At 70.1% G+C, this 24,479-nt stretch carries 20 protein-coding genes; 14 read left to right on the top strand and 6 right to left on the bottom strand.

The window, feature by feature from the left end; translation table 11 throughout:
• Positions 1-6: 6 nt before the first annotated feature.
• Complete coding sequence (locus ACQP1O_RS35910) at positions 7-1,209, bottom strand: MFS transporter (RefSeq protein ID WP_433562781.1); 1,203 nt, start codon at positions 1,207-1,209, stop codon at positions 7-9.
• 59 nt (positions 1,210-1,268) lie between these two features.
• Between ACQP1O_RS35910 and ACQP1O_RS35915 the strand changes: the two genes are divergently transcribed.
• The gene (locus tag ACQP1O_RS35915) at positions 1,269-2,249 is read left to right on the top strand and encodes an ArsR/SmtB family transcription factor (RefSeq protein ID WP_433562782.1); all 981 of its coding nucleotides are present in this window, start codon (positions 1,269-1,271) and stop codon (positions 2,247-2,249) included.
• Between the two features lie 140 nt (positions 2,250-2,389).
• On the opposite strand, the gene ACQP1O_RS35920 is transcribed toward ACQP1O_RS35915, so the two are convergent.
• From ACQP1O_RS35920 to rfbD, 3 genes are read right to left on the bottom strand one after another with little or no spacing between them, the layout of a single operon-like run.
• On the bottom strand, positions 2,390-3,481 hold the full coding sequence (locus ACQP1O_RS35920; RefSeq protein ID WP_402768636.1) for a sugar phosphate nucleotidyltransferase: 1,092 nt from the start codon (positions 3,479-3,481) through the stop codon (positions 2,390-2,392).
• A 44-nt stretch (positions 3,482-3,525) separates the two neighbouring features.
• On the bottom strand, positions 3,526-4,446 hold the full coding sequence (locus ACQP1O_RS35925; protein ID WP_433562783.1) for a glycosyltransferase family 2 protein: 921 nt from the start codon (positions 4,444-4,446) through the stop codon (positions 3,526-3,528).
• The gene (gene rfbD / locus ACQP1O_RS35930; protein WP_433567904.1) at positions 4,443-5,360 is read right to left on the bottom strand and encodes a dTDP-4-dehydrorhamnose reductase; all 918 of its coding nucleotides are present in this window, start codon (positions 5,358-5,360) and stop codon (positions 4,443-4,445) included. Before rfbD ends, ACQP1O_RS35925 begins: the two co-directional genes overlap by 4 nt.
• Positions 5,361-5,594: 234 nt before the next feature.
• Here rfbD and ACQP1O_RS35935 point away from each other — a divergent pair, with 234 nt between their 5' ends.
• The 3 genes from ACQP1O_RS35935 to ACQP1O_RS35945 all read left to right on the top strand — a co-directional run bounded on the left by ACQP1O_RS35935 (position 5,595) and on the right by ACQP1O_RS35945 (position 9,143).
• The gene (locus ACQP1O_RS35935; RefSeq protein ID WP_433567905.1) at positions 5,595-7,019 is read left to right on the top strand and encodes an LCP family protein; all 1,425 of its coding nucleotides are present in this window, start codon (positions 5,595-5,597) and stop codon (positions 7,017-7,019) included.
• Positions 7,007-7,723: a TIGR03089 family protein gene (locus tag ACQP1O_RS35940; protein WP_433562784.1), complete on the top strand. Its 717-nt coding sequence runs from the start codon at positions 7,007-7,009 to the stop codon at positions 7,721-7,723. Before ACQP1O_RS35935 ends, ACQP1O_RS35940 begins: the two co-directional genes overlap by 13 nt.
• Before the next feature lie 124 nt (positions 7,724-7,847).
• Entirely contained in the window at positions 7,848-9,143 is a 1,296-nt protein-coding gene (locus ACQP1O_RS35945) for a cytochrome P450 (RefSeq protein WP_433567906.1), read from the top strand.
• Positions 9,144-9,176: 33 nt separating this feature from the next.
• Here the strand turns inward: ACQP1O_RS35945 and ACQP1O_RS35950 are convergent, their stop codons facing one another.
• Positions 9,177-10,736 carry a carboxylesterase/lipase family protein gene (locus tag ACQP1O_RS35950; RefSeq protein ID WP_433562785.1) on the bottom strand — a complete coding sequence of 520 codons (1,560 nt, stop codon included), beginning with the start codon at positions 10,734-10,736 and terminating at the stop codon, positions 9,177-9,179.
• A gap of 48 nt (positions 10,737-10,784) precedes the next feature.
• On the opposite strand from ACQP1O_RS35950, the gene ACQP1O_RS35955 reads away from it, so the two are divergent.
• The 3 genes from ACQP1O_RS35955 to ACQP1O_RS35965 all read left to right on the top strand — a co-directional run bounded on the left by ACQP1O_RS35955 (position 10,785) and on the right by ACQP1O_RS35965 (position 12,893).
• Positions 10,785-11,069, top strand: a complete 285-nt coding sequence (locus ACQP1O_RS35955; RefSeq protein WP_433562786.1) for an FmdB family zinc ribbon protein — start codon at positions 10,785-10,787, stop codon at positions 11,067-11,069.
• A 117-nt stretch (positions 11,070-11,186) separates the two neighbouring features.
• Positions 11,187-11,573: a hypothetical protein gene (locus tag ACQP1O_RS35960; RefSeq protein ID WP_433562787.1), complete on the top strand. Its 387-nt coding sequence runs from the start codon at positions 11,187-11,189 to the stop codon at positions 11,571-11,573.
• Positions 11,574-11,603: 30 nt separating this feature from the next.
• On the top strand, positions 11,604-12,893 hold the full coding sequence (locus tag ACQP1O_RS35965; RefSeq protein WP_433562788.1) for an FAD-dependent monooxygenase: 1,290 nt from the start codon (positions 11,604-11,606) through the stop codon (positions 12,891-12,893).
• Here ACQP1O_RS35965 and ACQP1O_RS35970 read toward each other — a convergent pair.
• Positions 12,890-13,180: a SelT/SelW/SelH family protein gene (locus ACQP1O_RS35970; protein WP_354833890.1), complete on the bottom strand. Its 291-nt coding sequence runs from the start codon at positions 13,178-13,180 to the stop codon at positions 12,890-12,892. The genes ACQP1O_RS35965 and ACQP1O_RS35970 overlap by 4 nt on opposite strands.
• Before the next feature lie 137 nt (positions 13,181-13,317).
• Here ACQP1O_RS35970 and ACQP1O_RS35975 point away from each other — a divergent pair, with 137 nt between their 5' ends.
• The 7 genes from ACQP1O_RS35975 (at position 13,318) to ACQP1O_RS36005 (ending at position 24,442) form a co-directional block, all read left to right on the top strand.
• Positions 13,318-16,245: a DUF5691 domain-containing protein gene (locus ACQP1O_RS35975; protein ID WP_433562789.1), complete on the top strand. Its 2,928-nt coding sequence runs from the start codon at positions 13,318-13,320 to the stop codon at positions 16,243-16,245.
• A gap of 2 nt (positions 16,246-16,247) precedes the next feature.
• Entirely contained in the window at positions 16,248-17,342 is a 1,095-nt protein-coding gene (locus ACQP1O_RS35980; protein ID WP_433562790.1) for an ATP-binding protein, read from the top strand.
• On the top strand, positions 17,339-19,681 hold the full coding sequence (locus ACQP1O_RS35985) for a DUF5682 family protein (RefSeq protein WP_433562791.1): 2,343 nt from the start codon (positions 17,339-17,341) through the stop codon (positions 19,679-19,681). Before ACQP1O_RS35980 ends, ACQP1O_RS35985 begins: the two co-directional genes overlap by 4 nt.
• Positions 19,682-19,832: 151 nt before the next feature.
• The gene (locus tag ACQP1O_RS35990) at positions 19,833-21,005 is read left to right on the top strand and encodes a VWA domain-containing protein (protein WP_433562792.1); all 1,173 of its coding nucleotides are present in this window, start codon (positions 19,833-19,835) and stop codon (positions 21,003-21,005) included.
• 195 nt (positions 21,006-21,200) lie between these two features.
• Entirely contained in the window at positions 21,201-22,643 is a 1,443-nt protein-coding gene (locus tag ACQP1O_RS35995; RefSeq protein ID WP_433562793.1) for a protein kinase domain-containing protein, read from the top strand.
• Positions 22,644-23,005: 362 nt separating this feature from the next.
• Positions 23,006-23,533 carry an EamA family transporter gene (locus tag ACQP1O_RS36000; protein WP_433562794.1) on the top strand — a complete coding sequence of 176 codons (528 nt, stop codon included), beginning with the start codon at positions 23,006-23,008 and terminating at the stop codon, positions 23,531-23,533.
• A gap of 36 nt (positions 23,534-23,569) precedes the next feature.
• Positions 23,570-24,442: an SDR family oxidoreductase gene (locus tag ACQP1O_RS36005; RefSeq protein WP_433562795.1), complete on the top strand. Its 873-nt coding sequence runs from the start codon at positions 23,570-23,572 to the stop codon at positions 24,440-24,442.
• Positions 24,443-24,479 lie beyond the last annotated feature (37 nt).

Consider the following 24,479-nt stretch of genomic DNA (forward strand, 5'->3'; position numbering starts at 1 on the left):
CCGCCCCTACCCGGGAAGGTCACGAACCTCGGACACCAGCAGCGGCGCGAGAGACACCATGACGAAGGCGAATCCGCCCACCAGGGCCACCGGCGACGCACCGAAGCGGGCGGTCAGCGGGCCCACCGCCAGCTGCCCGACCGGGATCGCCGCATAGGACAGCAGATCGCCGGAGGCGGTGACCCGCGAGAGCATGTCACGCGGAACATGCTGCTGCAGTGAGACTTCCGAGGCGATGTCCAGGGCGGTGAATCCCACCCCGGCCAGGAAGGCGCACCCCAGCAGCACCGGCAGGCCCGCGCCGAAACCCAGTGCCAGCAGGCCGAATCCGCCGAACACCCCGAGCAGTTGTCCGGCGCGCAACAGATATCGGAACGTGAGCCGGTACATCACCACACTCATGGCGAACAGTCCCAGCGCCCGCACCCCGAGCACCAGCCCCCAGGCCGCGTCACCGGCCCGCCGCCGAGTCAGTGCCGGGCCGAGGATCTGCCAGACTCCGGCATAGAGCAGGTTGATCAGGAAGAACGCCACCGTGATCACCCACACCCAGCGGATGCCCCGGAAGGTCCGCCACCCGGCCCGCAGCTCCCGCCACAACCCGGTCCGCGCCGGGGCGGCGACCGGAGCGACCCGCAACCGGGTGAGCAGGGCCCCGGCGACGAGGAAGCTGGCGGCGTCCACCGCGATGGCCCAGCCTCCGCCGACCGTGTCCACCAGCACCCCGGCCGCCGTCGGCCCGAGAATCTTGGTGGCGTTCCGGGTCCCCGCCAACAGCGAATTCGCGCGTTGCAGAGCATCATCCGCGACCAGTTCCGGCACGATCCCGCGCAGCGCGGGCGCGGTGAACGCGCTCGCCGCACCATTGACCAGCTCGAGCCCTGCGATCAGCGGCAGACTGTAGTGCCCGCTGATCAGCACGGACGCCACCCCGGCCTGCGTCACCCCCGCACACAGACTGGCCCCCATCAGCACCGACCTCCGGGACCACCGATCGGCCACCACCCCGCCGACCAGCAGCAACCCGATCTGCGGAATCACCTGCGCCGCAAGCACAATCCCCAGATCCCCCACCCGCGCCGACACCCCGAGCACCGCGAGCGCGAGGGCCACCGGAGTCATCGCACTCCCCGCCAGCGAGATCGCGCGAATCAGCAGGAAACGCCGGAAGGGCGGGGACAGGCGGGGGTGAGCAGAGAGCGAGACCACGCTCCGATATTCCTCAGGCGGGGGCTCGCTAGGCTAACGCTTCGGAGAAAGGCGAAACGATGACCTTGCTCAGATTGAACGCGGTCGCGTTGACCCGGTGCCGCTTCGCCCTGTCGCCCCTGGCCGAAACGCTCGGCACGCTCATCGCCCTGCACCGGCCGAACACCGATCCGGCCTATTCCGACCGGCACGCCCGGCTGCGGCCCGCCCTGTCCGAGTGGCTGGATCGCGATCCGGTGGTCGCCGGCCTGGTGCCGCTGGTCGCCGCCACCAAATGGTTCCCGTCCTTCGTTGCCATCCCGCCGACCGGTGGGATGAGCACCCGCCTGGCCGACGAATTGGCCGCGGTGGCGGCCTATTCCGACGATCGGGTGCGGGCCGAGGTCCGGGATTCATTGATGGCGTGCTGGGCGGAACCGGACACCGGCTGGCTGGCGCTGGACGGCCTCGGGCCGCGGATCGCCGCCGTCTTCGAGCACGCGTGGACCACTCTGGTCGCCCCGGACTGGGCGCGCCGGCGCGCGATCCTGGACCGCGACATCACCTTTCGCGCCGGATTGGTGGCCGACCACGGCTGGCACGAGGCCATCGCCTCGCTGCGCGCCAAACCCATCTGGTCCGCCGCGGACACCGCCATCCGCTTCAGCAATCAGGACTACCCCGACCTCGACATCACCGAGGAGGGCCTGATCTTCGTGCCCCGCACCACCCCCGGCGGTTGGTGGACCTGCGACAACCCGCCCGCCTACGCGCTCGTCTACCAGGCCCGGGGCACCGCCGCCCCCGCGGCGACCACCGAATCCGACCCGCTCGCCACGCTGCTCGGGCCGGGCCGTGCCCGGGTCACCCGCGAACTCACGGCCCCCGCCACCAGCACGCAGCTGGCCGCGCTGCTCGACATCTCGCTCGGCACGGTCGGCGCGCACCTCGGGGTGCTGCGCGACGCGGGCATCATCGCCGGCGCCCGGACCGGCCGGAATGTCGTCTACCGGCTCACGCCGCGCGGCCAATCCCTGTTGTCCGCACTCTCTTCGGAGTGATCGCAGACCACCATCGGGTGATCGCCCGTGGGTACCGGTTCGGCGCGATCGTTCGATCGCCTTGACGAATATCGAACTCCGCGAAAGCGATCGGCCGTCCATCCTCGGAGGATGGACGGCCGATCGCTTTCCGCGCCAGGCTAGACGTCGGTGGAGAAGCGGATGCCGCCGTCGGGGATGTCGACGCCGGGCCAGATGCGGGCACCGCGGAGGAGTTCGCAGCGGGCGCCGACGTTGGCGCCGTCGCCGATGACGGCGTCGCGGACCAGGGCGCGCGGGCCGATGCGGGCGCCGAAGCCGATAATCGAACGCTCCACGGTGGCACCGGCTTCCACGCGCGCGCCGTCGAAGAGGATCGCGCCGTCGAGGCGGGCGCCCGCGCCGACCTCGGCGCCGCGGCCTACGACCGTGCCGCCGATGAGAAGGGCGCCCGGGGCGACACCCGCACCGGGGTGGACCAGGGATTCGCCGCGCTGGCCCGGCAGAGCCGGGGACGGGGCGATGCCGCGAACCAGGTCGGCCGAGCCGCGGACGAAGTCCTCGGGGGTGCCCATGTCACGCCAGTAGGAGATGTCCACGTGGCCCTGGATGTGCGCGCCCTCGGCGAGCAGGGACGGGAAGGTCTCCCGCTCGACCGAGACCGGACGGCCGGCGGGGATCTTCTCGATGTACTCGCGGCGGAAGACGTAGCAGCCCGCGTTGATCTGATCGGTCGGCGGATCCTGGGTCTTCTCCAGGAACGCGGTGACCCGGCCGTTCTCGTCGGTGGGGACGCAACCGAAGGCGCGGGGGTCGCTCACCCGCACCAGATGCAGGGTGACATCCGCGCCGGAGGTGTGGTGGGTCTCGAGGACGCTGCCGAGGTCGGTGCCGCCGAGCACGTCGCCGTTGAACACCAGGACGGTGTCGGCGCGCAGCTTGGGCAGCACATTGCGGATGCCGCCGCCGGTGCCCAGCGGTTCGGTCTCGGTGACGTATTCGAGCTCGAGGCCGAGGTCGGAGCCGTCACCGAAGTGCTCCTCGAACACCTCCGCCTTGTAGGAGGTGCCGAGCACCACGTGCGTGATGCCGGCATCGGCGATGCGGGCAAGCAGATGCTGCAGGAACGGCAGTCCGGCCGTGGGCAGCATCGGCTTGGGGGCGGACAAGGTCAGCGGACGCAGGCGGGTGCCCTGGCCTCCGACCAGGATCACCGCGTCCGTCGACCCGGCGGTACTACCGCTGTTCGCCATCTTCTCCCCTGCTGTCAGGTTGTCGGGAATGCGCGCCCGCGATGTTAAACACTCTCGTTTCGATCACGTTCGCGCAGTGCGGATCGAACCGCAAGCCGGCATCGGATCGCAAGTCCAGCCTTCAGCGCAACCCGCAGCGGAGCCTGCCACCAGTGCGGATGCCGGTCGGCCTGGAAACGATAGGCGCTGGCGTGGTGCGCGGGCAGCATGGTCTCCGGGTGACGACCCGCGGCATGCCCCTTGGCGTGCGTGACCTCCGCGGACGGCACGAAGACATTGTGCCAGCCGGCCTTGCCCATCCGATCACCGAAGTCGACGTCCTCCATGTACATGAAGTAGCGAGAGTCGAAACCGTCGATGGAGTCGAAGGCGGCCCGGCGCACCAGCAGGCACGAGCCCGACAGCCAGCCGACCGAACGCTCGGAGATCTCCTCGTTGTCCTGGCGGTAGCGCAGGGTCCACGGGTTCTTGGGCCAGATGCTGCCCAGGATGGCGTGGCCGGCGCCGTCGGCGATGCCGGGCACCGAGCGCGCGGACGGGTAGGTGCTGCCGTCCGGCTCGAGCACCATCGGGCCCAGGGCGCCGGCCCGCGGCCAGCGGCGGGCCGCGGCCAGCAGCTCGTCGATGGAGTCGGTACCCCAGCGCACGTCCGGGTTGGCGATGACGATGAATTCGATGTCCGGGTCGATCTCGGCGACCGCGCGGTTGATGGCGCCGCCGTAGCCGATATTGCCGCCGGTGCGCAGCAGGCGCACATGGGCGTTGGCCTCGGCGGCCATTTCCGGGGTGCCGTCCACCGAGCCGTTGTCGGCCAGGATGACCTGCGGTTTCTCACCGGTGGCGGTGGCCAGCGTGCTGATGAAGTGTTCCAGGTGCTCGCCGGGCGAGTAGGTCACCGTGACAACGGCCAGCTGCGGTTTTTTCTCCGCGGCGGGGGGTTGTCCGACAGAATCCGAGGGGCTCACGGGGGCCCAGGATAGTCGGAGATGGCGGTCAGTGCGTCGTTCAGTGCCTGCTTCCAGTGACGCAGCGGCGACAGGCCCGCGGCAGCCCATGAATTGTCCGAAAGGACCGAATACGCCGGGCGCGGAGCAGGTCTCGGGAAATCCTCGGTGCCGCACGGCAGTACGCGTTCCGGGTCCGCGCCGAGGCCGGCGAAGACGGCCCGGGCCAGCTCGAACCAACTGGCCTGTCCGGCATTGGTGGCGTGCAGGATTCGGGGTGTAGCGGGATTGCCGGGCCGGCCCGCCAGTTCCAGCAGGCCGGCCGCGAGATCGGGCGCGTAGGTGGGTGAGCCGATCTGGTCGCGCACCACGGTGATGGTGTCGCGCTCGCGTTCCAGCCGCCGCATGGTGGCCACGAAGTCGGCGCCCGCGCCGGTGTAGACCCAGGCGGTGCGCACGATGTTCGCATCGGGCGCGAACTCCAGAACCGCTTGCTCCCCAGCCAGTTTCGACCGTCCGTAGACCGTGGCCGGTCCGGTCGGATCGTCCGGTTCATACGGATGCGTGCCGGTGCCGGGGAAGACGTAGTCGCTGGAGACGTGAATCAGCCGCGCACCATTCTCGGCGCATACCCGGGCCAGCACGCCCGGCCCGGTGGCATTCACCGCGAAGGCGGCGTCCACGTCGGTCTCGGCCCGGTCGACGGCGGTGTAGGCGGCGCAGTTGATCAGCACGTCACCGGGATTCACCAGCATGCGCACGGCATCGGCGTCGGTGATGTCGAGATCGGTGTGGGCCACGCCACGCGCGCCGGGCGCGAGCGTCATCACGGCGCGCCCGAGCTGACCACGCGCGCCCGTCACCAGCAGTCGCGCGGAATCCGGGCGCGGTCGGCCGGTGGTCGGGCTCACGTCATGGGCGGTCACGGCTGTCAGTCTGGCACGGACCCCACACGACTCACGGAGCCGGCGATACGGCAACATCACGGCTACCGCCACTAGCCTGACTGACGGGGGCATTTCCATCGATGCGACCTCGCTCATCGGGGTCCGCTCGGCCGAAGACGCGAAAGGGAGATCGGGTTGCCGGACCGCATCTGGGCATCCGCGCCGCTACCGCCGCGCTCCGGCACGGAATCGCGCGAGCGATGGCCCGGCGGTCCGGGCCGCGTGCTGACCGCCGTGATCTCGGCGCTGGTGCTGACGGTGACCGGATTGGGCTGGCACAGCGTGGATCAGCTGGTGTCGGGCATCGAGCGGATCGGCAATCTGGGGCTCGGCGGCGACAAGGCCGACGGCGCGACCGACATCCTGATGGTCGGCATCGACTCCCGCACCGACGCCCACGGAAACTCGCTCACCTCCCGTGAATTGGCCATGTTGCACGCCGGCGACGACGGCGAGGGCGGGCTCAACACCGACACCATCGTGCTCATCCGGGTGCCCAACAACGGCAGCTCGGCGACCGCCATCTCCATCCCCCGCGACTCCTATGTCGATATCCCCGGCCTGGGCATGGGAAAGATCAACTCCGCCTACGGCGTCACCAAGGCGACCACGCAGCAGAAACTGATGGACAAGGGCACCGATCCGGTCGAGGCCGACCGTCAGTCGACGGCGGCCGGGCGGCAGGCGCTGGTCAAGACGGTGGCCAACCTCACCGGCATCACCGTCGACCACTACGCCGAGGTCGGGCTGGTGGGGTTCGTACTGCTCACCGATTCCGTCGGCGGTGTCGAGGTGTGCCTGAACAATCCGGTGGACGAACCGCTTTCGGGCGCGGACTTCCCCGCCGGGGAGCAGAAGCTGGCCGGCGCACAGGCTTTGAGCTTCGTGCGCCAGCGCCACGAGCTGCCGCGCGGCGATCTGGACCGGATCGTGCGCCAGCAGGTGTACATGGCGCAGCTGGTGCACCAGGTGCTCAGCGCCAGGACGCTCACCAGTCCGAGCCGGTTGAAGGATCTCAGCGATGCCGTCGGCCGCACCGTCGTGCTCGACGACGGCTGGGATGTGCTCAGCTTCCTGCACGAGCTGCAGGACCTGTCCGGCGGCCAGGTGAAGTTCGAGACCATCCCGGTCAAGGACCTCAACGGCTGGACCGAGAATGGCGAATCCGTGGTCCGGGTGGATCCGGCGGCGGTGCACAGGTACGTGGCCAAGGCGGTCGGTGGCGACGACGCCCCGAGCAAGGGCGGGGTGGACCCGTCCACGGTGACCGCCGACGTCTACAACGCCTCGGGCACCGCCGGCCTGGCCGCGCAGGCGGCACAGGCGCTGGCGGCCAAGGGTTTCCGCACCGGCACGGTGGACAACTGGATCGGCGGCCCGATCCAGAGCAGCCGGGTGCTGGCGGCCTCGGGCGGCGACGCCAGGGCGCGGGCGGTGGCGCAGGCGCTGGGCGGGCTGCCGGTGATGGCGGAGTCGGGACTGCCCGAGGGGGCGGTTCGCGTGGTGCTGGCGACTGACTACGCTGGTCCGGGTTCGGCGACCGGCAGCGCCACCTTCGACTTCTCCGGAAGCAGTACGACCGCGACGCCGGTGCCGCCCGCCCCACCCATCGACGCCGGTACGAACGGACCGAAATGCGTGAACTGAACGAGACCCTCACCGAAGCGGTACTCGACCCCATCCTCGCCCGCGACCCCGCGGGCCCGCGCATCACCTACTACGACGACGCCACCGGCGCGCGGATCGAGTTGTCCGCGCTGACGCTGGCCAACTGGGCGGCCAAGACCGCCAATATGATTCGCGACGAGTTCGGGCTGTCCTCCGGCGCCCGGGTCGCGGTGCTGCTCCCGGCGCACTGGCAGACCGCGGCCGTGCTGCTGGGCTGCTGGTGGGCGGGTGCGGAGGTGGTGCTGCACGCCGATCCCGACGCCGAGCTGGCACTGGTCACCGCCGACCGTATCGACGAGGCCGACGGGATCGCGGAGGTCGCGGCCCTCTCCCTGGATCCGATGGGCATGCCGGTGCGTGATCTGCCGATCGGCGTCACCGACTACGCCACCTCGGTGCGCGTGCACGGCGACCAGTTCCATCCGCGCGGCATCGGCTGCGCGCTCGACGGCACCTCGGTCTCCGCCGTCCTCGACGAGGCCCGCAAATCCGCTGCCCGCCAGGGCTTCACCGCCGAGGACCGGGTGCTGTCGACCGCGTCCTGGGACACCCCGGCCGAGCTGGTCGACGGTTTCGTCGCGGTGCTGGCCGCGGGCGCCTCGCTGGTCCAGGTCGCCAATCCCGACTCGGCCGCCCAGGAACGCCGCATCACTTCGGAGCGGGTGACCGCCCAGCGCCGCTGAGCACGCCTTTCCGAGCACGGCCCTCCTACCGCGGTAGGAGGGTCTTTTCCCTCCTCAGGATGTTTCTCACCCACGGGGGTTTCCGTACGGTGGAATCATCCGACGACGAGGGAGTCCCGCGATGATGAGTCCGCGATATTGGACCCGGTGGCTGGTCGAGCACGGCGCCCCGCGGTGGGCGCTGCGACTGCAGGCCCGGCAGGACAGCCCGTTCGCGAAACTGATCACCACCTCGGACGCGCTGCACGACCCGTACCCGCAGATCGAGGAGATTCGCCGCCGCGGGCGGCTGGTGCACAACCCGTACACCTCGGCCACCGCCGACTACGAGCTGACCCGGGCCATCCTGCGTGACAATCGCTTCGGCGCATTCGGGCCCGATGGCGTGGATATGCCGGCATGGCTGCGCGATCGGCTGAAGCGGGCGCAGACCCCGCCCAATCCGGTCGAACCGCCGTCGATGCTGATGATCGATCCGCCGGATCACACCCGCATCCGCAAGTCGGTGTCGGCGGCGTTCACCCCGCGCGCCATCGGCAGGCTGCGCGACCGGGTGGAGTCGGTGACCGCCGAACTGCTGGACGCGCTGCCGCCGAACGGCTCCGCCGACCTCATCGCGGACTTCGCCCAGCAGGTGCCGATCGCCATCATCACCGAGATGCTGGGCTTCCCGCAGGCCTCCCGCGACGAGTTCCTCAGCTGGGGTGACGCGGCCAGCCCGCTGCTGGACATCGGCATCTCCTGGCGGTCCTGGCGCGATGCCTACACGGCCATGGGTGTCATGGACAGCTATCTGAACGACCACCTGGCAGAGCTGCGGCGCGCACCCGGCGAGGACATCCTCTCCAGTCTGGTGTCGGCCGGGGAACTGAACGAGCGCGAGCTCAAGGCGACCGCGAGCCTGCTGATGGGCGCGGGGTTCGAGACCACCGTCAACCTGATCGGCAACGGCATCGTCCAATTGCTCTCGCATCCAGAGCAATTGGCCATGCTGCGCGCGGACCCGGACCTGTGGCCGCAGGCCGTGGACGAGATCCTGCGCTTCGACCCGCCGGTCACCATGACCGCGCGAATCGCCCTGTGCGACGCCGAGGTCGGTGATTTCCGGCTCGCTGCGGGCACGGTGCTCGTGATGTCGCTGGCGGGCGCGAACCGGGATCCGAACAAGTTCGAGGACCCCAACCGCTTCGACATCACCCGCGCCGACGCCCGCGAGCACCTGACGTTCTCCAGCGGCATCCACACCTGCCTGGGCGCGAGCCTGGCCCGGATGGAGGGCGTGTACGCGCTGCGCGCGCTGTTCGACAACTTCCCCGATCTCACCCTGGCGGGCACGCCCGAACGCCGCCGGCTCTACACCCTGCACGGCTACGCGCACATGCCCGCCCGGCTGGGCCGGCGCGCCACCGCCACCGTGTGATCGATTGCGGCTCACCGTGTGATCGATTGTGGCTCAGTAGAACCCGACCACGTCGTCGCCCCACACGGTATTGCGATCGCGGTCGGGATCGTCCATGACGCGGTCCATATTGTCGATGACCAGGGTCGTGCGGGTCGCGGCGCTGTAGGGCGGCCAGTGCTTGGAGCCGTCGATGGCGGCGGGCACGCCGTACTCGGCGAAGGCCAGCCAGCGGCGCATCATGCGGCCCGAGACCTCCTGTGCCGCTCTGCGTCCGCCCAGCCAGAAGGTGGGGTCGTAGTCGAAGGAGCCGAAATTGCCGAAGACATAGGGCAATTCGGTGGCGTGGCCGGCGCCGACCCGGGCGGCCTTGAGCATCGGGGTGGCGTGGTCGAAGCGGTACATCCAGGTCGGCGAGTGCGCCGAATGCGCGTCGGCCACCCAGTGCGAGGGCATACGGAAGGCGGCGTCGGTGGACATGGTGAGCGCGCCGCGCGGGGTGCTGGATTCATAGGCGGAGGCGATCTCGGCCAGCCGCTCCGGTGACAGGCCGGGGTGTTCGGCGGCCACCCCGCGCAGCATGGCGTTCACCGCGTCGGGGGTGACCGGCATGATGGGCGAGCGGAACAGCCGGAACAGCGAGGCCTCGTCCTTGTTGGTGCCGATGATCAGCGGCACCCGGTGCGAACGTCCCTGCTGGAAGCGCTCGCTCGGGTACGCGGGCAGCAGGTTGCCGTCCACCACGGGCGCGGCGGCCAGCCGGCCGGGTTCGCGCAGCGGCACCTCGTCGAGCAGCGCGCCGGCCGCAGTCACGATGCGTTCGATGGGCATGGTGAGCAGCTCGGCCGAATGGTCGGGGGTCAGCTCCAGCAGTTCCAGATAGCGCTTGGCCACCACGGCGGCGCGTTCTGGCCCGAAAACCGTTGTGGCGGGCGGGGATTGGGCGATAGCACGATGGAACAGGCCCGCCGACAGCGGTGAGGTGAGCAGGGCGGTGACACAGCCCGCGCCGGAGGATTCACCGAAGATCGTGACATTGCCCGGATCGCCGCCGAAGGCCGCGGCATTGTCGCGCACCCACTGCAGAGCGGCGATCTGGTCGTGCAGGCCCAGATTCGGGACGAATTCCTCACCGAGCGAGGACAGGTCGAGGAAACCCAGTGCGCCGAGCCGGTAGTTGACCGCGACCACGATCACGTCACCGGTCTCGGCCAGCCGCCGCCCGTCGTAGATGGCCTGGGCGGCGGTGCCCAAGCAGAACGCGCCGCCGTGCAGCCACACCATGACCGGGCGGAGTTCGTCCGCGGCGGCGGCCGGGGCCCAGACATTGAGCCAGAGGCAGTTCTCACCCATGCGCAGGTTGGCATCGACGGGCACGAAGCCCGGGGTCTGCGGAGCGACGTCACCAACACGCACGCATTCGCGGACGCCGGTCCAGGATTGCGGGGGCTGGGGCAATCGGAAGCGATTGGGCCCGGCCGTGCTGGCCCCGTAGGGAATGCCGCGCCACAGCGCCACCGCACCGTCCAGCACACCGGACACCTCGCCGTTCGCGGTCCGCGCAACCGGCGCGCCATCACGTTCCGACAGCCTGTCGAAGAATCGAGTGCTCACATCACACCTCCTCGTACTCCGTAAATCGAGGGTACTGGGTGGTCCCGGGTGGGCCGCGGGATCGACGTCAGCGCGCCACCGCTGCGCCCGGGCGTCGTCTACGCTGGCCGGGTGCCGAGCTATGCGTATCGATGCCGCAGCTGCGGCGACACCTTCGAGCTGACCCGTCCCATGGCCGAGGCGTCCGCCCCTGCGACCTGCCCTGAGGGCCATGACGACACCGTCAAACTCCTGACCACCTTCGGGACCGTGACCCGCGGCGGCACCGCCCCCGCGCCCGCGCCGGCCCCGTCGAGCGGTGGCGGCTGCTGCGGTGGCGGCTGCTGTAGCTGATCCGGCGGTCGGCGGGACGCGGCGGGCATTATAGATGCGCCAACGCGACATCTTCTAGAGTTCGGCGAAAACGCGTAGACTTCCAGCAGGTCGGGACAGCATTTCTGGAGCCCTATCATGACCGAGAGAAAGAGTTCACGCACAAGGTTCACCCGGTTGGCGGCCGCCGCCGGTGTCGCCGCACTCGCCGCAATTCCGGTCGCCGCAGCCGCGGCAAAAGCGCCAACCGCGCAAGCAACGACGACCACGTCTGCAACCCAACTCGTCGACGGCCCCGGCTGGGGCGGCGGCCACGGTTGGGGCGGTGGTGGCGGCCACGGTTGGGGAAACGGCCCCGGCTGGGGCGGCGGCCACGGCTGGGGCGGCGGTGGCGGCCACGGTTGGGGTGGCGGCTGGGGTTGGGGTAATGGCTGGGGTTGGGGAAACGGCTGGGGTGGCGGCAACGGCTGGGGATGGAATCCCGGCTGGTGGCTACCCGGCTGGGGTGGCTGGGGCAGCTTCTAGCGCCGGTGACCGAGCCCGGACACGCACAGCGTGCCGGGCTCGGCCGCATCGAGTACCACCCATGTGAAGCCAGGTTCGACCAACTCGGCTGGAGCCGGTGACGAGATGAAGATCGTGTGTGTCGGTGGCGGGCCGGCCGGGTTGTACTTCGCTATTTCGATGAAGCGACGCGACCCGGCCCATGACATCACTGTGATCGACCGCGATCCTTCCGGATCCACCTATGGCTGGGGCGTCGTGTACTGGGACGACCTGCTCGACATCCTGTATCGAAATGACCCCGACAGCGCCCGGGCGGTGCGCGCCGGGTCGGTCCTATGGCGTGAACAGGCAATCCATGTGCGCGACAACCAGACCGCGCATTTCGCGGGCTACGGGTTCAGCATGGGGCGCGCGGCATTGCTCGACATACTTTCGCAAAGGGCGAGCGACCTGGGCGTCGATGTCCAGCACGGGCGAGAGGTAGATGATCTGTCCGGCTTCGGCGACATCGATCTCGTCGTCGCCTCCGACGGCGCGAACAGCCGGATACGACAGCTCGGTGATCATCGTTTCGGCACATCCGTCACACTCGGCGAGAATCGATATATCTGGCTCGGTACGGACAAGGTCTTCACCCGATTCACCTTCGCCTTCGAACACACCTCGGCCGGTTGGATCTGGTTCCATGCCTACCCGTCGGTTGCCGGAAAGATCAGCACCTGCATCGTCGAGTGCCAACCGCAGACTTGGCATGGACTGGGATTCGATTCCCTGGACAACCTGGAGAACGTGCGTGTTCTGGAGAACATATTCGGCCGCCCGCTCGGCGGTCACTCGTTGATCAGCAAGACACGAGGCGAATTCGCAAAGTGGAGCCGCTTTCCCGAGGTAACCAACAAGACCTGGTATCACGACAACGTGGTGCTGCTCGGCGATGCGGCGCACACGACGCACTTCACCATCGGCTCGGGCACCCGGTTGGCAATCATCGACGCTGTCGTGCTCGCACAGAACCTGTACGAGCATGCCGAGGTCGCCGACGCGCTGGAGAACTACGATGCGCAGCGGCGCGCTGCGCTGCGCCCGATACAGGCCGCCGCCCGTACCAGCATGGTCTGGTTCGAACACGCCGACCGGTACCTCGACCGCGACGCCGTGCAGTTCGCCTATGCGATGTCGGTTCGGCACGGGCTGCAAATGCCATGGCGGTATCAGCTGCACCTGCTCACACAGGTACCCACCGTGCGCAAGATCCGGCGTGCCATCGACTCCGGACAGCGGTGGCGGCGGGCTGCCCGACGGGGGGAACTCGCGATGGCACCCCGCTCGAGCCGCTAGCTCGCCGGTTCGGTGTCCTTCTTGTCCGCGTGGCCGAGCGAGCGCCCGGGCGCCACCCGGTCGCGGACGCGCTGCTTGAGGATGGCGATATCGGGAAAACCGCCGTCGGCCTTGCGCTCCCAGATCTGGTCTCCGTCGACGGTGATGCGGAAGACGCCGCCCTCGCCGGGGATGAGGGCGACCTCGGACAGATCGGTGGCGAAGGTGGTGAGCAACTCCTGAGCCATCCAGCTCGCGCGGAGCAGCCAGCGGCACTGCGTGCAGTATTCGATCGCGACGCGGGGCATGTCCGCGACCCTACCCGGCGGGCCCCGCGCAGCCGTTGGAGCGGGCCCGCTCGTGGCCGTCGGAGCGGCCCCGGTGGTGGCCCGGATCTGTCGGTGCCCTCGGATACAACTTTGCTCAACCGAGGAAGGGGGGATGGATGACCACCGCTTGGACCGCCGATCACGTCGGATCGCTCGCACCGGACGCCGCATCGCTGACCGCCGCGCGCAAGCTGCGTGGCAAGTGGAGCGGCACCGGCATTCACGACACCGCGCTGTGGGGGCTGTGCCAGGGCAGCGGCAGCCGACCGTATCAGACCATCGTGGATCTGTCGGGGCCCGCGTACAAATGCAGCTGCCCGAGTCGCAAGTTTCCGTGCAAACACGCACTGTCCCTGCTGTTGTCGTGGAGTGCGGGTGACGTACCCGCCGCGGACACCGTGGCCGATTTCGCCGCCGACTGGCTGGGTGGCCGGGCCGCCCGCGCCGAAAAGCAGGCCGTGCCCGAGGCCAAGTCTGCCCGCGGCGCCGGGGCCGCCGCCGATCAGCGCCGCGCCCGGGTCACCGCGGGCCTGGCCGATCTGGACATCTGGCTCACCGACCAGGTGCGCACCGGCCTCGCGCAGTCGGATCGGTCGATCCGGGCCTTCGAGACGGTGGCGGCCCGCATGGTCGATGCGCAGGCTCCCGGAATCGCCGCGACCCTTCGCCAGTTATCGCTCGCCACCACCCATTCCGAATGGCCTCGGCTACTGCTGCGCGAATACGCCCGCCTGCACCTGCTGACCGCCGCGCACGCCCGTCTCGACACTCTCGCCCCCGGACTGCGCGCCAGCGTGCGCACCCACATCGGGTACCCCACGCCGGCCGACACGGTCCGTGCCGAGCCCGCGGTCCGCGACCGCTGGCTGGTCCTGGGCATCCGGACCACCACCGAAGACGGCCTCTACACCCGCCGAGTCTGGTTGCGCGGCCGCACATCCGGCCGCTGGGCCCTGCTCGTCGACCACCACTACGGCAGCCCCGCCTTCCCGAACGACACCCCGGCCCCCGGCTTCCAGGTGGACGCGAACCTCCACTTCTACCCCAGCGCCACACCCCTGCGCGCACTCTGGGGCGATCGCCACGAAGACATCCCCGAACCTTTCACCACCATCCCGCTGCACGTGGCCGGCTCCCCGGGCGGTGACGATGTCGCAGGCATCCCGGACGAAGCCACCGACCGGAACGGCACCATTGCCGTTGCTCTCGCCGAGCAGGCGCGGGCGTTGGGGGCCGATCCGTTTCTGCGGTCGTGGCCGGTGCTGCTGGCCGAGGTCGTGCCCGTTCGGGGCGAAAAGGGCTGGTACATAGTGGAATCCGGTGGCGATGCACTGCCGGTGTCGACCGCCGAAGGTGAGCCGTGGCGACTGCTCGGGCTCTCCGGTGGGCATCCGGTCACGGTGATCGGCGAGTGGACGGTGGACGGGCTGGTGCCGGTTGCGGCACTCGCCGCCGGGACCATGGTGGATGTCGGTGTGGTGCAGGGGAATCCGATGCCGATACGGGGTGGCATCGAGGATTCCGCGAGTGCCGAGCTGGTTTCGGCGGCGCTCGTCGGCACGGCGCGGCGTCAGGCCGACCTGTCGGGATTGGCGTCGCCGGTCGCCGCCGCGACGACCGCGTTGACCGGGGATCGGGCCGCGGTATTACTGGAATCGATTGCGCTGCAGGACTGTTTCGCCCGCGGCGGGGTATCCGCCACCTCGGCGGAGCGCAGCGCGGCCGCGGCCGATGACGAACGGCGATTGCTGCCGGTCGCGGCGGGTGCGCGGCTGACCCACCTGCTGGCCGACAATTCGCCGTTCCTCGACGAGTGGTTCGCACTGGCCGGGCCACGCGACTTCCGCGCTCCGGACGGAATGGTCAGCGGCCTGCTGGATCGGGCCAAGGCGCTGGCGTCGCATCGCGAACCGCTGCTGCGGCTGGCGGGTGCGCGGGGTCGCTGGCTGGCCGCACAGCATCCCGGCTGGAAGTCGCTGGTGCGGGCCGCCGCCGAGGACGAGAGCGTGTGGTCGCACGGCCGGGCCGCGGAGCGGCGCAGCTGGCTGTCGCAATTGCGGCAGCGGGACGCGGCGGCCGCGCGGACGGCGCTCGCGGCGTCCTGGGGCACCGAGTCCGGGCCGGGCAAGGCCGAACTGCTGGCGGTGCTGGCGGACGGCCTCTCGCTCGACGACGAGGCACTGCTGGAGACAGCCCTCGACGACCGGCGCGCGGAGGTGCGCCGGCTGGCCGCGGATCTGCTGGGGCGGCTGCCGGATTCGGCTTTCGCGCGGCGGATGGCCGGCCGGGCCGCGGCCTGGCTGAGTTTCGGTTCCCGGCCGGTGCGGCCGCAGCTGGTCACCACCGGCCCGGGCGTCCTCGACGAGGCGGCCCGGCGCGACGGTGTCGGAGACTCCTTCGGCTACACCGCCTATCGCGCCGACGGCGCCCCCGATCTGTCCACCGAATGGCTGCACCGGGTGGTGGCCGCCACGCCGCTGCGGCACTGGGAGCGGCTGCTCGGCCCGGCCGAGGAGACGGTGCGCGCGCCCATGGCCGAGGGCATGCGCGGCCCCATGATCGCGGGCTGGTCGGATGCCGCGCTGGCACAACGGAATCCGGAGTGGGCCCGGGCGCTGTTCGGGGCCGTGTCCGGCACGGATGCCCGCGACGCCGACACCGACAAGCTGCGCGAGCTGTTCGCGCTCCAGCCGGAGGCCGACCAGGTGCGCTACCTGCGTGGCCTGGATTCCAGCTGGCTGGCCGAGATCGAATCCATGCTGCGCGCCATGCCGCATCCGTGGCCCGGCCCGATGGCCGAGCACGTGCTGCGGCTGCTCACCGAGCGCGCCCAGCTGTGCGCCGACCGGCCGGGTGCGCCCAGCCTGGTGCCCGGCTCCTATCGGACGCTGTTCCGCGCGGCGTCCGCTCACTTCCCGGTGGCGGTGGCGGGCATGGTGTCCGGTATCGCCCGCCGATGCGCGGATCCGTACTGGGAGCAGGCCTTCGACCAGCTCGCCCATGACCTCATCGACCGCAAGACAATGCTCGAGGAGCTGCAGTGATCATGACTCAGGAACGGGACGCCCTGCTGCGCCCGCACGCCGAACAGGCCTTCGCCGACGAACTGAAGGCCCTGGCCGCCACCGACGATCGCCCGCGTCCGCCCTCCTGGAAGCTGTCGCCGTGGGCGGTGGTCACCTACCTGCTGGGCGGCACGCTGGCCGACGGCACCGTGATCACCCCCAAGTACGTGGGCCCGCGCCGGCTCATGGAGGTCGCGGTCGCCACCCTCGCCACCGATCGCGCCCTGCTGTTGATCGGCGTGCCCGGCACCGCGAAAACGTGGGTGTCGGAACACCTTTCGGCCGCCGTCGCGGGGCATTCCACGTTGCTGGTGCAGGGCACCTCCGGCACCGCCGAGGAGGCCATCCGCTACGGCTGGAACTACGCCCGGCTGCTGGCCGAGGGTCCGAGCGAGGCCGCGCTGGTGCCCTCGCCCATCATGACCGCCATGCGCGCGGGCTCCATCGCGCGGCTCGAGGAGCTCACCCGCATCCCCTCGGATGTGCAGGACGCGCTGATCACGGTGCTGTCGGAGAAGACGCTGCCGGTGCCGGAACTGGGCATGGAGGTGCAGGCGGCCAAGGGCTTCAATGTGATCGCCACCGCCAATGACCGCGACCGCGGCGTCAACGAGCTCTCCTCCGCACTGCGCCGCCGGTTCAATACCGTGGTGCTGCCGCTGCCGGCCGGCGAGGACGAGGAGGTCTCCATCGTGACCCGCCGCGTCGAACAGCTCGGCGCCGCACTGGAATTGCCCGCCGTCCCCGCGGCGGCCGAGGAGATCCGGCGTGTGGTGCGGGTCTTCCGCGAACTGCGCTCGGGCATGACCGAGGACGGGCGCACCAAGCTCAAGTCGCCGACGGGCACGTTGTCGACCGCCGAGGCGATCTCGGTGATCACCAATGGCATGGCGCTGGCCGCGCACTTCGGCGACGGCGTGCTGCGGCCCGCCGATATCGCGGGCGCGGTGCTGGGCGCGGTGGTCAAGGATCCGGTCGCCGACCAGGTGGTGTGGACGGAGTATCTGGAGGCCGTGGTGCGCCAGCGCCCCGACTGGGCCGACTTCTACCGGGCCTGCCGCGAGGTGCACGAATGACCACTGCCGTCGCGGTATCGACCGAGGCCGGAGTATCGACCGAGACGCGGGTGTTCGGCATCCGCCACCACGGGCCGGGCTCGGCCCGCTCGCTCGCGCTGGCGCTGGAGCGGTTCCGGCCGGACGCCATCCTCATCGAGGGGCCGTCCGACGCCGATCCGCTCATCGGTTACCTTGCGGCCGAGGGGATGTCGCCGCCGGTGGCGCTGCTCGCCTATCAGCCCGACAGCCCGGCCAAGGCCGCGTTCTGGCCCTTCGCGACCTTCTCGCCGGAGTGGGTGGCGCTGCGGTACGCGGTGGACAACGGTGTGGCCGTGGGCTTCTGCGATCTGCCCGCGAATGTCGCGCTCGCGGTGGCGGACGAGCCCGGCGACCGGACCGATCCGCTGGCCATCCTGGCGGCCGCCGCCGGGTACGACGACGCCGAACGCTGGTGGGACGCCATTGTCGAATCCGCCTCGGACGCCGACATATTCGCTGCCGTCAACGAGGCCATGGGCGCCTTGCGGGAGCACGCAGAGCACCTGGACGGTGCACCCACCGATCGGGAATCCGATTCCGCTGTCCCGGTCGACGGGTCCGGGACGACGGAGGAGGACGAAGCGCTCTCGGCGGACGAGCCGGTCTCCATCGAGTCGGTGCGGATCACGGTGGACGCGCACACGTTACGGCGCGAGGCGCACATGCGGCAGATCATGCGAAAGGCGTTGAAGGACGGCGCACAGCGGCTGGCCGTGGTGTGCGGTGCGTGGCATGCGCCGGCACTGGAGGGCAAACTGGGTCCGGCCGCCGCCGATGCCCGGATCCTCAAGGGCATGCCGAAGAGCAAGGCCACGCTGACCTGGGTGCCGTGGACGCATTCGCGGCTGGCGAGCTCGTCCGGCTACGGCGCGGGCATCACGTCGCCGGGCTGGTACCACCACCTGTTCACCGAGACCGAGCAGCCCATCGCCCGGTGGCTGACCAAGGTGGCGGGCACGCTGCGGGCCCACGATCTGCCGGTGTCCAGCGCGCACATCATCGAATCCGTCCGGCTGGCCGACACTCTCGCGACCCTGCGGGGGCGGCCGCTGGCCGGACTGTCGGAGGTCACCGAGGCCACCCGGTCGGTGCTGTGCGATGGCGACGAGACGCTGTTGCGGCTGGTCAGCACCGAGCTGGTGGTGGGCGAGGCGCTGGGGACGGTCCCGGAGGGGACGCCGACGGTGCCGCTGGAGGCGGATCTGCGGGCCCAGATCAGGACGCTGCGGCTGAAGCAGCAGGCCCTGGAACGCACGGTGGATCTGGATCTGCGCACCGACGGCGGGCTGGCGAGATCGCGCCTGCTGCATCGGCTTCGGCTGCTGGGCATCGGGTGGGGCAAGCTGACCGACAGCCAGGTGCGCAATACCGGCACCTTCCGGGAGACGTGGACGCTGCGGTGGCGACCGGAGCTGGCGATCTCGATCGTCGAGGCGTCACGCTGGGGCACCACGCTGCGGTCGGCAGCCGAGGCGAAAATCCTCGATACGGCGCAGGATCCGGACGCGACGGTCGGGAAGGTGGCGTCCGCGCTGGAGGAGGCGCTGCTGGCCGATCTCGGCGGGGCCACCGATGGGCTCATCGCGAGGCTGGAATCGGTTGCGGCGCTGGATCACGACGTCACCCATCTGATGTCCGCGCTGCCCGGATTGCTGCGGATCGTGCGCTACGGCGATGTGCGCGGCACGGACAGCGCGGCGCTGACCCGGGTGGCGGACAGTCTGCTGGTTCGCAGTTGCGCGGGTCTGCCGGGCGCGGTGACCGGGCTGGATGCCGACGCGTCCGCCGCGCTGCGGGCTCAGATCGATGCGGTGCATCTGGCGCTGTCGGCTCGTGACGACGAATGGGCCACCGGGACTTGGCTGTCCACGCTGGCGACCCTCGCGGATCGCGATGACGTCAACGGCGGGATCGTCGGGCGCGCGGTCCGTCTGCTCTGCGATGCCGAGCGCATCGACGGCGCGGAATCCGGGCGCCGACTATCCGCGGCGCTGTCGGTCGGGCGCACCGCTCCCGACAAGGCGGCCTGGATCGACGGCTTCCTGGGCGGGCGCGGGCTGCTCCTGGTCCACGACCGAAACCTGCTGTCGCTCATCGACGATTGGCTGTGCGGGCTCGACGAGGCGCAATTCGTCGCCACCCTGCCTCTGCTGCGCCGGACCTTCGGATCGTTCGAATCCGGCGAGCGGCAGGCCATCGGCCAGGCCGTACGGCACGGCGCGCCAACGGCTTCGGCACCGAACGGCACCGACTACGACGCCACCCGCGGCGTGCTCGCACTGCGGGCCGCGGCCGAGATCCTCGGAGTGGCCGGATGACTCCGCACACACCCCGCGGCGCGATCGGCGAGATCCGCCACAATCAGCCGGGCCCTGATGCACGAACCCGCCTCGGGCCGGGATCGCCGGCGTCGGAAAGCTTCTCACGGCGGGGCGCCGGATACGACTGGAACGGTTCGAGGGGATTGTCATGAACGAGATCGACGAGGCACAGGGGCGGCGGTGGCGGCTGGTGCTCGGCAGCGCCGGTGAGGCCGGGCTCGGGGGCGGCGGGCTGGGCAATGCCGACGATCAGGCAATGGATCGGGCGCTGGGGGCGCTCTACGATTCCGGCGGTCAGGGCGGGAGCGGGCGGCGCTCGGGCGGGCTCGGGGGTTCCGCGCCGCAGGTGTCGCGGTGGCTGGGCGATATCCGCCGGTACTTCCCGTCGACGGTGGTGGAGGTGATGCAGCGGGACGCGGTGGATCGGCTCAACCTCACCGAATTGCTGCTCGAGCCCGAGCTTTTGGAGGCGGTCGAACCGGATGTGCATCTGGTGGGGACATTGCTGAGCCTGAACCGGGTGATGCCGGAGACCACCAAGGCCACCGCCCGCATGGTGGTGGAGAAGGTGGTGAAGGAGATCGAGCGGCGGATCGCGGCGGCGACCGTGGCCGCCGTCGGCGGGGCGCTCAACCGCGCGGCGCGGGTGTCGCGGCCCAGGCTGCGAGACATCGACTGGGACCGGACCATTCGCAAGAACCTGGCGAACTATCTGCCCGAGCATCGGACCGTGGTGCCCGAGCGGCTGGTCGGGTACGGGCGCAAGGCGCAGGCGGTCAAGCGGGATGTGGTGCTGGCCATCGACCAGTCGGGATCCATGGCGTCGAGCGTGGTGTACGCCTCGGTGTTCGGCGCGGTGCTGGCGTCCATGCGGTCGCTGCGCACCTCGCTGGTGGTCTTCGATACGGCCGTCGTGGATCTCACCGAGAAGCTGGCGGATCCGGTGGAGGTGCTGTTCGGCACGCAGCTGGGCGGCGGCACCGATATCAATCGCGCGATCGCGTACTCGCAGTCGCAGATCACGCGGCCGGCCGACACGCTGTTCGTGCTGATCTCCGACCTGTACGAGGGCGGCGTCCGCGCGGAGATGCTGCGGCGCATTCGCGCCATGAAGGAGGCCGGGGTGCAGGTGGTGGTGCTGCTGGCGCTCTCGGACGAGGGCGCCCCGGCCTACGACCGCGACAATGCGGCGGCGCTGACCGCCCTGGGTGTGCCCGCTTTCGCCTGCACTCCGGACCGCTTCCCCGACCTGCTCGCGGTGGCCCTGGATCGCGGTGATGTTGGGGCGTGGGCGCACAAGGCTCTGCACTGCCAGACATAATGGGCACGCACCACGTGGTGACCCAGCCATGAGGTGCACTGGATGATGGAAGCCCAAAGGTTCGCGGCCCGTCTCGTTCTGGACTCCACGGAGCGGGGAGCGAAGCGGAGGAGCGGAGGAGGGAAGAACGAGACCTCCAGAGCCGCGAACCCGCCCGGAGCGAAGCGGAGGGCAAAAAGATTCGGAGGGCTGATTTTGCGCTCTGGTGATGTGTTCGCCGGTTACGTCATCGAACGCGAGCTCGGTCGCGGCGGCATGGGCTCGGTGTATCTGGCCAAGCATCCGCGGCTGCCGCGGATGACGGCATTGAAGCTGCTGAATCAGGAGATGTTCGCCGACGACGAGATTCGCGCCCGCTTCATCCGCGAGGCGGATCTGGTCGCCCGGCTGGACCACCCGAACATCGTCACCGTGTACGACCGCGGTGACGAGGGCGAACAGCTGTGGATCTCCATGCAGTACATCGACGGGATCAACGCCTCCTCGATCACCCCGGGCACGCTGCCTCCGCTGCGCGCGGCCCAGATCATCGGCGAGACCGCCAAGGCGCTCGACTACGCGCACGGCCTGGGCGTGCTGCACCGCGATGTGAAGCCGGCCAATATCCTGCTGGCCCGCTCGTCGTCCAAGACCGGCTCCGGCGAACGCGTCTACCTGACCGACTTCGGCATTGCCCGCCTGCGCGACGACACCGGCCACCTCACCCAGACCGGCACGGTCACCGCCACGCTCGCCTACGCCTCGCCCGAGCAGTTGACCGGTGCGTCCCTCGACGGCCGCTCCGACCAGTACTCACTGGCCTGCACCCTGTTCCAGCTCCTCACCGGCACAGTCCCGTTCGAGGGCACCAGCCCCGCCGCGGTCATCCGCGGCCACCTCCAGCAGCCCCCGCCGCCCGCGAGCCCGCTCCGCCAGACGCTGCCGCGCACCATCGACGCGGTCCTCACCAAGGCGCTCTCCAAGCGGCCGGCCGACCGGTACCGCTCCTGCGTCGAATTCGCCACCGCCGCCGAACGCGCCCTCCAGGCGCCCCGCACCACCGCGCATCCGCGCCCGCCGACCCCCGCGCACCCGCAGCCGGTCGTCGCCCCGCGCCCGCCGACTCCCGTTCGCCCGCAGCCGGTCATCCAGCAGCCGCCCACCCCGACTCCGTCGATGCCGCGCCCGCTCGTGGGCCCGGGCCCGCTGTACACGAACCAGGGCCCGGCCCCGTCCTACCCCAACCCGTCCCCGGCATACCCGGCCCCGCCCACGTCGAACCCGTCCTTCCCCAACCAGCCGATTCCGAATCAGCCGTCATCGACCCCGGCCTACCCGAATCAGCCCGCCCCCCAGACCTTCTCGAATCCGGCGGTAGCCCCGGCTCCCACATACACCCCGCCGTCGTACGCACCACGACCCACCCCACCCCCCACCTACACTCCCCCGCATAGCAATTCGAATACGACGGCCTGGCTGATCGCTGCCATCGTCACGGTCCTGGTCATCGTCATCATCGTGATCGCCGTGATCATCAAGGGCAGCAAATCCAAGGCCGACGCGCCCCAGCCCCGGGACACCATCGTCACGCTGGCCTTCGCCAACGCCCTGACCCCCGACAACGCTTTGAGCGACAAGGCTTTCCGAATCACCCTCTGAACGGCCCTGCCGGTCAACCGAGTTCCACGGCGGGCAGGCATCACCCGCACGACTCGACGTCGACGAGCCATCGGTCGAGCAGCGGCCGACACCGGTAGGTGTCGCAACGGGCGGTTTCGATGACGCACAACCCGAGCGCGGTCGATTCGCGCTGAGCCCAACCCGGTCGGTCCACTCCTCCTCGTGCTCGGACACGGAGAATTCCCAGGGAGCTGTCAGCTCGTCGGAAATTCTGTGGTCAGGTGCGCGGTCGCGTGGTCAGACTGCAGCGGTGGCGACGACGGAAAGGGTTGGGCGGGCTTCGATCCGAATCCGGGCGACCGGGTGGGCTCTGACCTCGTGGGCGGAGCTCCCACCTGAACATGCTCGGTATTGCCGCCGGGCTGGGCTCGGCGATCTGCTCGGCCGGATACTTCCTGCTCGGCGAACACTGCGCCGGCAGGCACGACCCGGCCGGGCTGACTGCCCTCGGTTCGACCATCGGCGCGATGGTGGTGGCAGTGTTCACCCCGCCGTGGACGCTGCCCGCCCACCTACTCACAGCCCCAGCGGAATTGGGTGGTCTGCAGGCACCTTCGTGGCTGCTTTTGCTGGCACTGGCCTCGGCCGGCACCGCGCTGCCGTACCTGGCCGGACTTCGAGCCCTCCGCGACCTGCCCTCAGCTCCGGCCAGCGTGCTGGCCGGAGTCGAACCGCTGGTCGCCGCCGCGCTGGCCTGGCTACTGCTCGGCCAGTCGCTCAGGCCGATACAGATGGTCGGGGCGGCCATCATGCTGATCGGCGCGATACTCGTGCAGTCGACCATGCCCGAAACCGCTCGCACAATTCCGAACCGACTGCAGGACCGTTGCACACCCCGAGGTACGACGGGAAGTAACGAATTCTCGTGATGTGGCGGGGTGGGCTTTGGCAGAAGTATTCCTGTCATGAGCAGCACAGAGATTCGCAACTCCCGCCCGACCGTCCTCGTCACCGGAGCGACCGGCGCCGTCGGCCGCCACCTCGTGGCCACCCTCCTCGCTCGCGGCGTCGCGGTCCGCGCGCTGACCCGTAAGCCCGAAGACGCGAACCTGCCCGAGGGGGTCGAGGTCGTCGCCGGTGATCTGGCTGAGGCGTCGACCCTCGGCTCGCAGGTGTTCGAGGGTGTTGATCGCGCCTTCGTGTTCCCGGCGCGGGGCGTCGGCGTTTTCATGGCCGCGGCCGTCGCCGCCGGCGTGCAGCGCTTCACGGTCCTGTCCTCGCTGGCCGCGGCAATGGAATTCCCCCGCGACCACGACTCGGCGAGCCAGCTGCACCACAGTGCCGTGGAAGCCGCCGTCACCGAGCGCACCGACGGGTGGACGATCCTGCGCCCCGGCACCTTTGCCAACAACCTGCTCGAATGGCGGTGGCAGATCAGCTCGGGTGCGCCGATCCGGGCGCCGTATCTGTCGTCCGCTCAGGCACCGGTCCACGAATTCGACGTCGCCGAGGCCGCGGCCGAGACGCTGCTGTCCGACGATCACATCGGCCAGATCATCCCGATCACCGGCCCGCAGGCGCTCACCCGCACCGAGCAGGTCGCCACGCTGAGCGCCGCGCTCGGCCGGGAGATCCCGCTGATCGAGATTACTGCCGACGAATTCCGCGCCGAGACAGCGCAATTCATCCCCGAGCCGATCATGAAGATGCTGCTCGACTACTGGAGCGACACCCTCACCACCCCCGACCGGGCGCGTCCTGCCACCACCGTGACCGGCAAGCCCGGACGCACCCTCGCCGAGTGGGCCGAAGACCACCGCGCCGACTTCGGCGCCTGACCACCCCTCCGACCGTGCTGGCCGGCCATCCAGGCCG

Source organism: Nocardia sp. CA-151230 (assembly GCF_050942175.1).
Taxonomy (GTDB): domain Bacteria; phylum Actinomycetota; class Actinomycetes; order Mycobacteriales; family Mycobacteriaceae; genus Nocardia.